General features: G+C 64.8%; 11 protein-coding genes and 2 riboswitches. Of the genes, 9 read left to right on the top strand and 2 right to left on the bottom strand.

All coding sequences use genetic code 11. From position 1 onward, the window contains the following. Positions 1-178: 178 nt before the first annotated feature. From AC1RR3_RS11965 to AC1RR3_RS11925, 9 genes are all read left to right on the top strand, one after another. Complete coding sequence (locus AC1RR3_RS11965; RefSeq protein ID WP_492822631.1) at positions 179-1,309, top strand: M20/M25/M40 family metallo-hydrolase; 1,131 nt, start codon at positions 179-181, stop codon at positions 1,307-1,309. A gap of 179 nt (positions 1,310-1,488) precedes the next feature. Further along, a riboswitch (glycine riboswitch) is annotated at positions 1,489-1,593 on the top strand. A gap of 3 nt (positions 1,594-1,596) precedes the next feature. Beyond that, positions 1,597-1,700: riboswitch (glycine riboswitch) on the top strand. Between the two features lie 68 nt (positions 1,701-1,768). Further along, complete coding sequence (locus AC1RR3_RS11960; RefSeq protein WP_492822629.1) at positions 1,769-3,082, top strand: D-amino acid dehydrogenase; 1,314 nt, start codon at positions 1,769-1,771, stop codon at positions 3,080-3,082. Between the two features lie 182 nt (positions 3,083-3,264). Then, positions 3,265-4,206, top strand: a complete 942-nt coding sequence (locus AC1RR3_RS11955) for an ABC transporter permease (protein WP_492822627.1) — start codon at positions 3,265-3,267, stop codon at positions 4,204-4,206. Positions 4,207-4,226: 20 nt separating this feature from the next. Further along, positions 4,227-5,114: an ABC transporter permease gene (locus tag AC1RR3_RS11950; RefSeq protein ID WP_492822625.1), complete on the top strand. Its 888-nt coding sequence runs from the start codon at positions 4,227-4,229 to the stop codon at positions 5,112-5,114. A gap of 14 nt (positions 5,115-5,128) precedes the next feature. Next, on the top strand, positions 5,129-6,778 hold the full coding sequence (locus tag AC1RR3_RS11945) for an ABC transporter ATP-binding protein (RefSeq protein WP_492823149.1): 1,650 nt from the start codon (positions 5,129-5,131) through the stop codon (positions 6,776-6,778). A 213-nt stretch (positions 6,779-6,991) separates the two neighbouring features. Next, entirely contained in the window at positions 6,992-8,497 is a 1,506-nt protein-coding gene (locus AC1RR3_RS11940; RefSeq protein ID WP_492822623.1) for a M81 family metallopeptidase, read from the top strand. 14 nt (positions 8,498-8,511) lie between these two features. Then, positions 8,512-9,675 (top strand): M20 aminoacylase family protein, encoded by a 1,164-nt coding sequence (locus AC1RR3_RS11935; RefSeq protein WP_492822621.1) that lies wholly within the window; start codon positions 8,512-8,514, stop codon positions 9,673-9,675. A 2-nt stretch (positions 9,676-9,677) separates the two neighbouring features. Next, the gene (locus tag AC1RR3_RS11930; RefSeq protein WP_492822619.1) at positions 9,678-11,096 is read left to right on the top strand and encodes an amidase; all 1,419 of its coding nucleotides are present in this window, start codon (positions 9,678-9,680) and stop codon (positions 11,094-11,096) included. Between the two features lie 160 nt (positions 11,097-11,256). Then, a complete protein-coding gene (locus tag AC1RR3_RS11925) occupies positions 11,257-12,147 on the top strand; it encodes a crotonase/enoyl-CoA hydratase family protein (RefSeq protein WP_492822617.1) in 891 nt (296 codons plus the stop codon). Between the two features lie 12 nt (positions 12,148-12,159). Here the strand turns inward: AC1RR3_RS11925 and AC1RR3_RS11920 are convergent, their stop codons facing one another. Together AC1RR3_RS11920 and AC1RR3_RS11915 are read right to left on the bottom strand one after the other, a co-directional pair. Then, positions 12,160-13,137 carry an NADPH:quinone oxidoreductase family protein gene (locus AC1RR3_RS11920; RefSeq protein WP_492822615.1) on the bottom strand — a complete coding sequence of 326 codons (978 nt, stop codon included), beginning with the start codon at positions 13,135-13,137 and terminating at the stop codon, positions 12,160-12,162. Then, the gene (locus tag AC1RR3_RS11915; protein ID WP_492822613.1) at positions 13,137-13,745 is read right to left on the bottom strand and encodes a 2-hydroxychromene-2-carboxylate isomerase; all 609 of its coding nucleotides are present in this window, start codon (positions 13,743-13,745) and stop codon (positions 13,137-13,139) included. The genes AC1RR3_RS11920 and AC1RR3_RS11915 overlap by 1 nt, the downstream gene beginning before the upstream one ends. Between the last annotated feature and the right edge of the window lie 42 nt (positions 13,746-13,787).

The raw sequence follows: 13,787 nt of genomic DNA, 5'->3' as shown, positions 1-13,787 counted from the left end.
TTTATCTTTTCGAGACTTGCAGACAGTCTTGAGCGCGTCAATCCGGTTTCGCTGCAGGCCCAAGCGGCGCGCGCACGGGCTCCACAAAGATCGGTTAAGCTCTACAACGCTTTCCGCTTGTCCTGCCCCGCGCCGATGCAATGCGCGTTCCATCTTTCGCAGCTTGAGAGACATTAAGATGAATCCAGCCAATCTCCCCTTCGATTCCGAGGCCATGCTCGAGGGCCTGCGCACGTGGGTGGAATGTGAAAGCCCGACCTGGGACGCCAGCGCGGTGAACCGCATGCTCGATATCGCGGCGCGCGACATGGCAATCATGGGTGCGACGATCGAGCGCATCGCCGGCCGGCAGGGCTTTGGCGGCGTCATCCGCGCGCGCTTTCCGCATCCGAAGCAGGGCGAACCAGGGATCCTGATCGCCGGGCACATGGATACCGTCCACCCGGTCGGCACCATCGAGAAGCTGAGATGGCGGCGCGAGGGCAACAAGTGCTACGGCCCCGGCATCTACGATATGAAGGGCGGCAACTATCTCTCGCTGGAAGCGATCCGGCAGCTGGCGCGCGCCTCGTTCATCACGCCGCTGCCGATCACCGTGCTGTTCACACCGGACGAGGAAGTCGGCACTCCCTCGACGCGCGACATCATCGAGGCGGAAGCCGCCCGCAACAAATATGTGCTGGTGCCGGAGCCCGGCCGCGCCGACAACGGTGTCACCACGGGACGTTACGCCATCGCGCGTTTCAATCTCGAAGCGACGGGACGCCCGAGCCATGCCGGTGCGACGCTGTCGGCGGGACGCTCGGCGATCCGCGAGATGGCGCGGCAAATTCTCGCGATCGACGCGATGACCACGGAGGATTGCACCTTCTCGGTCGGCGTCGTGCACGGCGGCCAATGGGTCAATTGCGTTGCCACCACCGCGACAGGCGAAGCGCTCTCCATGGCCAAGCGTCAGGCCGATCTCGACCGCGGCGTCGAAAGAATGCTGGCACTGTCAGGCACGGCCAATGACGTCACCTTCAAGGTCACGCGCGGGGTGACGCGTCCGGTGTGGGAGCCGGATGCCGGCACGATGGCGCTCTATGAAAAAGCGCGCGGCATCGCCGAACAGCTTGGCGCGAAGCTGCCGCACGCGAGCTCCGGCGGCGGCTCCGACGGCAACTTTACGGGCGCGATGGGCATCCCGACGCTCGATGGCCTCGGCGTGCGCGGCGGCAATGGCCATACGCTCGAGGAGTTCATCGAGGTGGATAGCCTGGTCGAGCGCGGCCGGCTGATGGCGGGATTGCTGGCGACACTGACGTAACGGCGCAGCCGTCATTCCGGGATGGTCCGAAGGACCAGACCTGGAATCTCGAGATTCCGGGTTCGATGCTTCGCATCGCCCCCGGAATGACGAACGCTGCACTGCACAATGCGTTGGCAGTCACGGGCGAAATTTAGCCTTGTCTAAAAATGAGGCGTATCGTACTGCTCGCCCGTCCACGCGACGATGCGGGAGAGATCGCAACGAAGGTTTTCAGCTTTTGTTGCGGCGCCGACGGAGCAACCGCCCCGGAAACTCTCAGGCAAAAGGACTGTATCGTCAGGACGATCTGGAGAGAGACGGCACGGCTTGAACGTCGTGACGTCCACCGAAGGGGATAGTCCGTTGCAAGGTCCGCAACGGATCAAGCTCTCAGGTAACCGTGACAGATGGGGCGCCGCTAACGGCCTTGTGGCCGGCGGTTAGCCGACTCTAACTCACGGGAGCCCCGAACCTGCCATGACTCATATCGCCATCATCGGCGCCGGTATCACCGGCGTGACGACAGCCTATGCCCTGCTCGAACGCGGTTACACGGTGACGGTGCTCGACAAGCACCGCTACGCCGCGATGGAGACCTCGTTCGCCAATGGCGGACAGCTCTCCGCCAGCAATGCCGAAGTGTGGAACAGCACTGCCACGATCCTGAAAGGGCTGCGCTGGATGTTCCGGCGCGACGCGCCGCTGCTGATGAACCCGCGGCCGAACTGGCACAAATATTCGTGGATGAGCGAGTTCGTCGCCAATATCGGCAACTACCGCGCCAACACGGTTCAGACCACGCGGCTCGCAATCGAAGCCCGCAAATATCTGTTCGAGATCGCGGCGCGCGAAGGCATCGAGTTCGATCTCGAACGCCGCGGCATTCTCCACATCTATCACGACAAGAAGGGCTTTGAATCCGGCCTGAGCGTCAATGCGCTGTTGCAGGAAGGCGGCCTCGATCGCCGCCCGGTGACATCGGAGGAAATCCGCACCATCGAGCCGACGCTGCGCAAGGACTACTATGGCGGCTTCTACACGCCGTCGGATGCGACCGGCGATATCCACAAATTCACCCGCGGGCTCGCCGAGGCCTGCAAGCGTCGCGGCGCGACCTTCATTCACGAGGCCAACATCGACTCGATCGCGCGCGCCGGCACAGGCTTCGTCGTCGCCTGGGACGATCTCTCCGCAAGCGACGCGGTCGCCTCCGCACGCGGCACGCTGAAGGTGGACGGCGTCGTGGTCTGCGCCGGTGTGGCGAGCCGCCACTTCGCGGCCCTGCTCGACGAGCGCGTCAACGTCTATCCCGTCAAGGGCTATTCGATCACCGTGCAGCTCGACACGGCAGCGAGCCGCGACGCAACGCCGACCGTGAGCCTGCTCGACGAAGCCGCCAAGATCGTCACCAGCAGGCTCGGCGCAGATCGTTTTCGTGTTGCCGGCACCGCCGAGTTCAACGACTTCAACCGCGACATCCGTGCCGACCGCGTGCAGCCGCTGGTCGATTGGGTGCGCAGCAACTTCCCCGCTGTCGAAACCTCGCGCGTCATCCCATGGGCCGGACTGCGGCCGATGATGCCGAACATGATGCCGGTGGTGCGCGCAGGCCGGATGCCCGGCGTATTCTTCAACACCGGCCACGGTCATCTCGGTTGGACCCTGTCGGCGGCCACAGCGCAGATGATCGCCGGGACCATCGACGGCTGGCGCGGCCTCAACGCGCCGCCCGCCGTGCCCTCACATCAGGTTGAACTTGCGGTTGAGCGCGAGCTACGCCGTGCATCTTGAGTGGTCGCAAACCGATGCGGGGCGGCCCCTTGTGACCGCCCTGCCCTTGGCACACAATTTGCCCCGAAAGGTCGGCATATCCGGCCGGCTTTCCCAGCCCGAATGACAGGCGCGCATGATAGACACGAACGAATCCACGGGCGCCTTGGCGCCCCGCAAGTTCCGCAGCCGGAGATAGGTGCATGCTAGGTTATCTCATTCGCCGCGTTCTGGCCGCGGTACCCGTGATGGGCGTCGTCGCGCTGTTCGTGTTCCTGCTGCTGCGGCTGACGCCGGGCGATCCCGCCGCGATCCTCGCCGGCGACAACGCAACGCCTGAGCGGCTCGAGCGCATCCGCGACTCGCTCGGCCTCAACGAGCCCCTGATCGTGCAGTTCATCACCTGGGTGAACAAGCTCTTGCACGGCGACCTCGGGACGTCGCTGATCTCCAACCTGCCGGTCATCAAGATGATCAGCCAGCGCGTCGAGCCGTCGATCTCGATTGCGCTCTCGACCATCATCCTCGCCGTCATCGTCGCCGTGCCCTTGGGGGTCATCGCGGCGTGGAAGCACGGCACCTGGATCGATCGTTTCGTGATGGGTCTCTCGGTGCTCGGCTTCTCGGTGCCGGTGTTCGTGGTCGGCTATGTCCTGATCGAGGTGTTCGCCATCGACCTGCGCTGGGTGCCGGTGCAGGGCTTCCGCAGCATCTCCACCGGTTTCGGCCCGTTCTTCGAGCGCATCGTCCTGCCGACCTGTGCGCTGTCCTTCATCTACATCGCGCTGATCGCGCGCATGACGCGCGCAGCGATGCTTGACGTGCTCGGCGAAGACTACGTGCGTACGGCACGCGCCAAGGGCATCAACGAGGTCGCGGTGATGATGCGGCATGCGCTGCGCAACGCCGCCGTGCCCGTGATCACCGTGATCGGCACCGGCTTTGCGCTGCTGATCTCCGGCGTCGTCGTCACCGAGAGCGTGTTCAACATCCCCGGCATCGGCCGCCTTACGGTGGATGCCGTGCTGGCGCGCGACTATCCGGTGATCCAGGCGATGATCCTGCTGACGTCGCTGATCTACGTCGTCGTCAATCTCCTGATCGACGTCGCCTACACGCTGCTCGATCCCCGGATCCGGTACTAGGGCTAAGGATAACAACAACAATGTCCGTCGATAGCCTCCCCCAGTCGTCCATTCCGATCACGTCGCCGCTGCGGCCGCGCTTTGGATTCCTCACCTCGACGCCGATCATCGCGGCGGCCACGGTCCTGCTCACATTGATCGTGCTGATCTCGATCCTGGCGCCGCTGATCGCGCCGCATGATCCGATCCAGCTTGCGCCGTCGCAGCGGCTGAAGCCCTCGTCCGCGCAATTCCTGCTCGGCACCGACGCCTATGGCCGTGACCTGTTGTCGCGCGTCATTTATGGCGGTCGCATCTCGCTTCTGATCGGCATCGGCTCGGCGATCCTGTCGATCGTCATTGGCCTTGCGATCGGCCTCGTCTCCGGCTTCTTCAAGCTGGTCGATTCCGTGATGATGCGCATCATGGACGGCCTGATGGCGATGCCGAGCATTCTGCTCGCGATCGCCGTGGTGTCCCTGTCCGGCGCCAGCCTCTGGACCGTGCTGATCGCGATCACCATCCCCGAAGTTCCGCGCGTGGCGCGGCTGGTACGCTCGGTCGTGCTGTCGGCGCGTGAGGAGCCCTATGTCGAAGCGGCGATCTCGGTCGGCTCGTCCTTGCCGAAGATCATGTGGCGGCATTTGATGCCGAACACGATCGCGCCGCTGATCGTGCAGGGCAGTTACGTCTGCGCGTCTGCGATCCTCACCGAAGCCATCCTGTCCTTCCTCGGCGCCGGCATCTCGCCGGAGACGCCGACCTGGGGCAACATCATGGCCGAGGGCCGCCAGTACTTTCAGCTCAAGCCGACGCTGATCTTCTGGCCGGGCCTGCTGCTCTCGATCGCCATCCTCAGCATCAATTTGATCGGCGACGCCGCCCGCGACGCACTCGATCCGCGCATGAAGCAGCGGGAAGGCAAGTGATGAACGATCAAGCGATGACCAACCCCATCCTCGACATCAACAACCTGGTCGTGTCCGTCGGCAAGAAGCCGAAGGGCGCCAACATCATCGACGGCATCTCGATCCAGGTGCACAAGGGCGAGACGCTATGTCTCGTCGGCGAAAGCGGCTCGGGCAAGTCGGTCACCTCGCTCACCACGATGGGCCTGCTGCCGAAAGGCACGCTGGTTCCGACCGGCGGCAGCGTCAAGCTGGTCGGCGAAGAGATTCTCACCGCGACCGACCGTCGCCTGCGCCAGCTCCGCGCGACGCAGATGGCGATGATCTTCCAGGAGCCGATGACGGCGCTCAATCCGGTCGTGCCGGTCGGCCGCCAGATCGACGAGGTGCTGCGCGCCCACACCAATCTCGATGCGAAAGCGCGGAAGAAGCGCATCCTCGACATGATGGAGCAGGTCCGCCTGCCCCAGGTCGAGCGCATCTTCGCCTCCTACCCGCACCGCCTCTCCGGCGGCCAGCGCCAGCGCATCATGATCGCGATGGCGCTGGTGCTGGAGCCGAAGCTGCTGATCGCCGACGAGCCGACCACCGCGCTCGACGTCACCACGCAGAAGCAGATTTTGACCCTGATCCGCGACCTCCAGCGCGATCACGGCACCGCCGTCTTGTTCATCACCCACGACATGGGCGTGGTCGCCGAGATCGCCGACCGCGTCGCGGTGATGCGACAGGGCCGGTTGGTCGAGACCGGCCCGCTCGACACCGTGCTGCGCAATCCGACCATGGAGTACACCCGCAATTTGCTCTCTGCGGTGCCGAGCCTGGTGCCGCGCGCGGCGCGGCCCGAGACCAGGGAACCGGTGGTGCTGGAGGCCAATGAGCTCAGCAAGGTCTACAAGGAGCGCGCCTTCTTCGGCAAAGGCCGCGAGGTCGTCGCCGCCGACAAGGTGACGCTGACGCTGCGCAAGGGCCGTACGCTTGGCATCGTCGGCGAGAGCGGCTCCGGCAAGTCGACCGTTGCGCGCTGCATCGTGCGCCTGATCGATCCGACCTCCGGCGGCGTGCGCCTCGCCGGCCGCGAGATCTCCGACATCTCGCGCCGCCTGCTCCAGCCGCACCGGAAGAAAATCCAGATCGTGTTCCAGGATCCCTACCGTTCGCTCAATCCGCGCGTCACCGTCGGCGAGAGCATCGCGGAAGGCCCGATCAATTACGGCACCTCGCATGCCGATGCGATGAAGCGCGCCCGCGAATTGCTCGAACTCGTCGGCCTGCCCGCGGACGCCGTGACACGCTATCCGCACCAGTTCTCCGGCGGCCAGCGCCAGCGCATCGCGATCGCCCGCGCGCTCGCGCTCGATCCCGACGTGCTGGTCGCGGACGAGGCGGTCTCCGCGCTCGACGTCTCGGTGCAGGCGCAGGTGCTGGAACTGCTCGACGAAATCCAGAAGCGGCTCGGCATCGCCATCCTGTTCATCACCCACGATCTGCGTGTCGCAGCGCAGATCTGCGACGAGGTCGTGGTGATGCAGCACGGCCGCGTCGTCGAACAGGGCCCCGCCGCAGAGGTGCTGACGCACCCGAAGGAGGCCTACACCAGGGCCTTGCTGGAGGCCGCCCCGGGCCGCGGCTGGGATTTTGCGAACTTCCGGCCCGTGTCGGAAGGCCTGGCAGCCATTGCGTGATCCGCATACTCCGTCATTGCGAGCGAAGCGAAGCAATCCAGACTGCGACCGCGGAAAGAATCTGGATTGCTTCGCGACGCTCGCAATGACGGGTAGCGACCATCAGCATTCGAAAATGACTTAAAGCCATGCGCGGCGGCATGGGCTCCTCGCTTGCCCTCTCCTCAAGGCCAAGGCTAACGTCGCGCACTTTCTAACGCTGGACTTGAATTGATGACCCGTATCGCCGTCGGCGGCTTCCTGCACGAGACCAACACTTTCGCGCCGACGAAGGCGACGTTTGCGGACTTCCAGCATGGCGGTGGCTGGCCGGCAATGACGCAAGGCCCCGACGTGCTGAAGGTGATGCGGCGCATCAATGTCGGCCTTGCCGGTTTCGTCGACAGCGCCGAAGCCAATGGCTGGGAACTGGTTCCGACGATCGCCTGTGGTGCCAGCCCGTCGGCGCATGTCACCAAGGATGCGTTCGAGCGCATCGTGAAGGTGATGGTTGACGGCATCGCGGCCGCCGGCCCGCTCGATGCGGTCTATCTCGATCTGCACGGCGCGATGGTCACCGAGCATCTCGACGACGGTGAAGGCGAGATCCTGGCGCGCGTGCGCCGCGTCATCGGCAAGGATGTTCCGCTGGTCGCGAGCCTCGACCTGCACGCCAACGTCACCCCCGAGATGATGGACCATGCGGACGCGCTGATCGCCTACCGCACCTATCCACATGTCGACATGGCCGAGACCGGCCGCGCCTCCGCGAAGCATCTCGCATTGCTGCTGAAGACCAAGCAGCGCTTCGCAAAGTCATTCCGCCAATTGCCGTTCCTGATCGCGATCAGCTGGCAATGCACCAACGACTATCCGACCAAGGGCATCTACGAAAAGCTCGCCGCGCTGGAGAGCGATGCGGTTCCGACCTTGTCGTTTGCGCCAGGCTTCCCCGCCGCCGACTTCCGCGACTGCGGCCCGAGCGTGTTCGCCTATGGCAAGACGCAGGAAGACGCCGACCGTGCAGCCGATGCGATCGTCAAGCTGATCGAGCGCCACGAGGACGATTTCGACGGCAAGATCTGGTCCCCCGACGACGGCGTGCGCCACGCCATGGAACTCTCGAAGAACGCCAGCAAGCCGATCATCATCGCTGACACCCAGGACAATCCCGGCGCCGGCGGCGATTCCGACACGACCGGCATGCTGCGCGCGCTGGTGCGTAACAAGGCCAGTGCCGCAACCGGCGCGATCTACGACCCGGCATCGGCCAAAGCTGCGCATGAAGCCGGTGTCGGCGCCACCGTGACGCTGTCGCTCGGCGGCAAGTCCGGCATTCCCGGCGATGAGCCCTACACCGAGACGTTCGTGGTCGAAAAGCTCTCCGACGGCCGCTTCATCGCGTCCGGTCCCTATTACGGCGGCCGCGAGATGGAGATGGGGCCCTCGGCGTGCCTGCGCATCGGCGATGTCCGAATCGTCGTCTCCTCGCACAAGGCGCAGCTCGCCGACCAGGCGATGTATCGCTATGTCGGGATCGAGCCGACTGCGCAGAAGATTTTGGTCAACAAGAGCTCGGTGCATTTCCGCGCCGATTTCGAGCCGATCGCGGAGAAGCTGATGATCTGCGCCGCGCCCGGCGCGATGCCGGCCGACACCGCATCCCTGCCCTGGACGCGCCTGCGGCCGGGCATCCGCATCAAGCCGAACGGCCCCGTTTTCAATCCCCCTTCACGCTAACCGGACAGGACCACATGCCCACGATCGACCGCATCGACGGCTATGCCGACGAACTCACTGCTATCAGGCGCGACATCCACGCCCATCCCGAGATCGGCTTCGAGGAAGTCCGCACCTCCGGCATCGTCGCCGACAAGCTGAAGAGCTGGGGCATCGAAGTGCATCGCGGTCTCGGCGGCACCGGCGTGATCGGCGTCATCAAGGGCAAGGGCTCGGGCGGCAAGCGCATCGGTCTTCGCGCCGACATGGACGCGCTGCCGATGGAAGAGAACACCAATCTGAAATGGAGCTCGAAAATCCCCGGCCGCTTCCACGGCTGCGGCCATGACGGCCACACCACCATGCTGCTCGGCACCGCGCGCTACCTCGCCGAAACCAAGAACTTTGACGGCACCGTGCACCTGATCTTCCAGCCGGCCGAGGAAGGCCTCGGCGGCGCTCGCGCCATGATCAAGGACGGGTTGTTCGAGAAGTTCCCCTGCGACGAGCTTTACGGCCTGCACAACGCGCCCGACCTCAACCACGGCGAGATCGCGATCCTTCCCGGCCCCGCGATGGCCAGCGCCGATTTCTTCGACCTCCGCATCACCGGCTACGGCGCGCATGGCGCAATGCCCGAGCGCTCCAAGGACGCGGTGATCATCGCGACCACGCTGGCGCAGGCGATCCAGACCATCGTCAGCCGCAACGTTGAGCCGCTGCAGGCCGCGGTGGTGTCGATCACCCAGATCCACGCCGGCTCCGCCTACAACGTCATTCCCGGCGACGCGCATCTTTGCGGCACCATCCGCACCTTCTCGAAGGAAGTTCGCACCCTGGTCAGCGAACGCATCCGCACGATCTGCGCCGGCATCGCGAGCGCCTACCAATGCGTGATCGACGTCGACATCCGCGACACCTTCAACGTGCTGATTAACCAGGTCGAACAGTCCAAGGTGGTCGAGGACGTCGCGCGGACGATCGTCAACCCCGCCAACGTGATCACCCGCGCCCAGCCGAAGATGGGCAGCGAGGATTTCGCCGACATGCTGGAGACCATTCCCGGCGCTTATTTCTGGGTTGGTCATGACGGCTCGGTGCCCGTGCACAATCCCGGCTTCGTGCTCGACGACAAGATCCTGCCGATCGGGGCCAGCATGTTCGCCCGGATCATCGAAACGCGCATGCCGGTGGGCTAGCAATGCAGAAACGCGTCGAAGAGGCGGTTACCTCGCTGCACGATTTGTCCGCGGTCGATCTGATCGCGGGCTATCGGGCCAAACAGTTCTCGCCGAGCGAGGTGCTGGAGGATGTGCTCACGCATGTCGCTGCGTGGGAATCGCACCTGAAGGCGCTCTATGCGTTCGATCCCGACAGCGCGCGCGAAGCCGCAAAGGCCTCGACCGCGCGCTGGAGCGGCGGCGAACCATCAGGCGCGCTCGACGGCGTGCCTGTCACGGTGAAGGACAACATCGCAACCAAGGGTGTGCCGGTGCCGCTCGGCGCAGCCAGCGTCAAGCTGGTGCCGGCCGAGAAGGATGCGCCGCCCGCGGCGCGTTTGCGTGAGGCCGGCGCGATCATCTTCGCCAAGACCACGATGCCCGATTACGGCATGCTGTCCTCCGGGCTCTCCAGCTTCCACGCGCTGGCGCGCAATCCCTGGGACCTCTCCAAGAATCCCGGCGGCTCCAGCGCGGGCGCAGGTGCTGCGGCAGCCGCCGGCTATGGCCCGCTGCATCTCGGCACCGATATTGGCGGCTCCGTGCGCTTGCCCGCAGGCTGGTGCGGCCTCGTCGGCTTGAAGCCAAGCTTTGGCCGCGTGCCGATCGATCCGGTCTATGTCGGCCGCGTCGCCGGCCCGATGACGCGCACGGTCGACGATTGCGCGCTGATGATGAGCGTGATCGCAAAGCCCGATCGCCGCGACGGCATGAGCCTGCCCGCGGAGCCACTCAACTGGAAGGGGCTGGAGAAGTCCCCGCGAAAACTGCGCATCGGCCTGATGCTCGATCCCGGCGGCGGCCTGGCGCTGGAGAAGCCGGTGCGCGACGTCGCGGTCAAGGCGGCGAAGGCATTCGAATCCGCCGGCGCGGTCTTGACGGAAGTCGATGGCATCCTCACCCGCGAGATGCTCGATGGCCTCGATAATTTCTGGCGCGCGCGGATGTGGGACGATCTGTCCAAGCTGACCCCGGCCGAACAGGCAAAGGTGCTGCCCTATATCTTCAAGTGGGGCGAGTCCGGCGCGAAGCTGTCGGGTGTCGACGTGATCCGCGGCTTCAACCAGACCATGGCGATCCGCGCTGCGGCGTCAAAACTGTTCTGCGAGCTCGACTATGTAATCTCGCCGACCGCGCCGAACGTGAACTACCCCGCGGACTGGGCCTCGCCCACCAACGATCCCATGAAGCCGTTCGAGCACATCGCCTATACCGTGCCATGGAATATGTCGGAGAACCCTGCCGTCTCCCTCAATGGCGGTTTCGACGCCAAGGGTTTCCCCATCGGCGTACAGATCGTCGGCCGCCGCTTCGATGATATCGGCGTGCTCGGCATGGCCAAGGCTTTTGAGGGCCTGCGCGGGCCACAGAAGCCCTGGCCGAAGCCGCCGGCGCGCTAACATCTTTAATGCTGCTAGACTGCGACATGGCCGGGCTTGCCCCGGCCATTGTCGTTTGGGTACTCAAGAAAGAAGCCATGCCCAGTCCGCGCAAGACGGACGTCGGCGCACATGCATGACGTTTTCACAAGACTGCGTTCAAGAAGGAAGGAAACCACCCATGGCGTATGAGACGATCAAATACGAGGTCGCCGAGCAGATCCTCACCATCACGCTGAACCGCCCCGACAAGCTCAACGCCTTCAATGCGCAGATGCAAGGAGAACTGATCGACGCCTTCGACGCCGCCGACAAGGACGACAATGTCCGCGCCATTATCGTCACCGGCGCCGGCCGCGGTTTTTGCGCGGGCGCGGATCTCTCATCCGGCGCGGACACCTTTGATCGAGACGCGCGGCGCGGGCCCGTCAAACGGTTCGCCGACGGCAAGGTCGATTACAGCGATCCGCAGGTGCGCGACGGTGGCGGCCAGGTGACCTTGCGCATCTTCAAGTGCCTCAAGCCCGTCATCGCCGCGGTGAACGGGCCCGCCGTCGGCATCGGCGTCACCATGCAGCTCGCGATGGACATCCGCATTGCGTCGGACGCCGCCCGCTTCGGCTTCGTGTTCTCCCAGCGCGGCATCGTGCCCGAGGCTGCCTCGAGCTGGTTCCTGCCGCGCATCGTCGGCATCGCACAGGCGCTGGAGTGGTGCTATTCGGGCCGCGTGTTCCCGGCACAGGAAGCACTCATCGGACGCCTGGTCAGCAAAGTGGTCCCCCCTGATGATCTCCTCCCGACCGCCCGCGCACTGGCAAAAGAGTTCGCGGCAAAGACGGCGCCGGTATCGGTGGCGCTGATCCGCCAGATGATGTGGCGTATGATGGGCGCCGACGATCCCATGGAAGCGCACAAGGTCGACAGCCGCGGCATTTACGCCCGCGGCCACTCGGACGACGTGAAGGAAGGCGTGGTGTCGTTCCTGGAGAAGCGTCCGGCGCAGTTCAAGAACAAGGTGTCGAGCGATATGCCGGATTATTTTCCGTGGTGGACGGAGCGGGACTACAAATAACGCTCTGCACCGTCACTCCATCACCAGCGCCACGCGACCGATCGCCTTGCGGTCGATCAACAGCCGCATCGCCTTTGCGTAATCCTGCAGCGGCAGGCGGTGCGAGACATTGGGGCGGAGCTTGCCCCCCTCCGCCCATGCGAGCAGCGCCTTCAGACGCACTTCACCGAGCGCCGGATTTTTCCGCACCGCCTCGCCCGCACGCACGCCGAGAACGCTGGCGCCCTTGATCAGCAGGAGATTGGTCTTGGCCGATCCGATGCCGCCGGTAAAGCCGATCACCAGCAGCCGCGCGCCCCAGGCGATGCAACGCATCGAATTCTCAAAGACCTCGCCGCCGACGGGATCGAACACGACGTCGGCGCCGCGGCCGTCGGTGATGCGCTTGACGGCATCGCGAAACGGCTCGCGGTCGTAGCGCACGAGATGGTCGGCGCCGCGCGCCTTCGCAATCGCGAGCTTCTCGTCGCTGGACGCGGTTGCAATCACTGTCGCACCAAGCATCTTGCCGATCTCGACGGCGGCGAGGCCAACGCCGCCACCGGCGCCATGCACCAGCAGCACCTCGCCCGGCTCGACCCGGCCGCGATCGATCAGCGCATGATAGGCGGTGCCGTGGCCGGCGAGATAGGTCGCGGCCTCCGCGTAATCGAAGGTGGACGGCATCGGCGTGAGCTGCGACGGCGTCACCACGGCTTCGTCCGTAAAGGCGCCGTGGCGCATCTTGACGATGACCTTGTCACCGACTGCGACGCCCCTCACCTCTGCCCCCACTTCGGTGACATCGCCAGCCGCCTCCATGCCGGGCGTGAACGGCAACTCCGGCTTGAGCTGATATTCCCCGGCCGCCATCAGCACGTCAGGGAAATTGAGGCCCGCGGCGCGGATCGCGACGCGCACCTCGCCGGACTTCAGCGCGCGCGAGAGAAACTCTTCCAGCCGCAGCGTTTCAGGCGCGCCGAGCGCGCGGCAGACGACAGCGCGCACCATCAGGCCGCGCTCGCCTTGCTGCGCTGTAGCGCCTCGCGGATCAGCGGCAGGCGGTCGTTGCCGAAATACATGTCGGTCTTGCCGACGAAGATCGTCGGCGAACCAAAGCCGCCGCGCGCGACCACTTCTTCCGTATTGGCCTTGAGCTGGTCCTTGATGCCCTGCTCCGAAATTCCCGCAAAGAATTTCTGCTCGTCGATGCCGACCTTCTTGCAGATCTCGGTCAGCACCGCGTCCTGCGAGATGTCCTTGTCGTCGCCCCAATAGGCCTCGAACACGGCAGTCGCGAACGGCACCATCTCCTTACCCAACCAAATGCAGCCGCGCATCGCCTTCACGCTGTTCACGGGAAACACCGTCGGCGGCATCTTGATTTTAAGGCCCGCCGAGCGCGCCCAGTCGGCGAGATCCTTCTTCATGTAGCGCGCCTTCAGCGGCACCGGCGTCTCGCGTTGCGCGTAGACGCTGGGGTTGACCGTATTGAAGATGCCGCCAACCAGGATCGGCCGCCAGCTGATCTCGGCGCCGAATTCCTTGGCCAGTGGCTGGATGTTGTGGAAGGCGAGATAGGTCCAGGGGCTGGAACAGTCGAAGAAGAACTCGATCATGGCGTTTCCTTTGATATTTTATTCGGCTCTCTCCTCCGTCAT

The organism is Bradyrhizobium sp. GW821-FHT13H05 (assembly GCF_058804065.1).
This window is presented reverse-complemented; position numbering and strand designations above follow the sequence as displayed.

Coding starts and splice junctions, on each gene's coding strand:
- AC1RR3_RS11965 (WP_492822631.1), top strand. CDS start 179: ATGAATCCAGCCAATCTCCCCTTCGATTCCGAGGCCATGCTCGAGGGC.
- AC1RR3_RS11960 (WP_492822629.1), top strand. CDS start 1,769: ATGACTCATATCGCCATCATCGGCGCCGGTATCACCGGCGTGACGACA.
- AC1RR3_RS11955 (WP_492822627.1), top strand. CDS start 3,265: ATGCTAGGTTATCTCATTCGCCGCGTTCTGGCCGCGGTACCCGTGATG.
- AC1RR3_RS11950 (WP_492822625.1), top strand. CDS start 4,227: ATGTCCGTCGATAGCCTCCCCCAGTCGTCCATTCCGATCACGTCGCCG.
- AC1RR3_RS11945 (WP_492823149.1), top strand. CDS start 5,129: ATGACCAACCCCATCCTCGACATCAACAACCTGGTCGTGTCCGTCGGC.
- AC1RR3_RS11940 (WP_492822623.1), top strand. CDS start 6,992: ATGACCCGTATCGCCGTCGGCGGCTTCCTGCACGAGACCAACACTTTC.
- AC1RR3_RS11935 (WP_492822621.1), top strand. CDS start 8,512: ATGCCCACGATCGACCGCATCGACGGCTATGCCGACGAACTCACTGCT.
- AC1RR3_RS11930 (WP_492822619.1), top strand. CDS start 9,678: ATGCAGAAACGCGTCGAAGAGGCGGTTACCTCGCTGCACGATTTGTCC.
- AC1RR3_RS11925 (WP_492822617.1), top strand. CDS start 11,257: ATGGCGTATGAGACGATCAAATACGAGGTCGCCGAGCAGATCCTCACC.
- AC1RR3_RS11920 (WP_492822615.1), bottom strand. CDS start 13,137: ATGGTGCGCGCTGTCGTCTGCCGCGCGCTCGGCGCGCCTGAAACGCTG.
- AC1RR3_RS11915 (WP_492822613.1), bottom strand. CDS start 13,745: ATGATCGAGTTCTTCTTCGACTGTTCCAGCCCCTGGACCTATCTCGCC.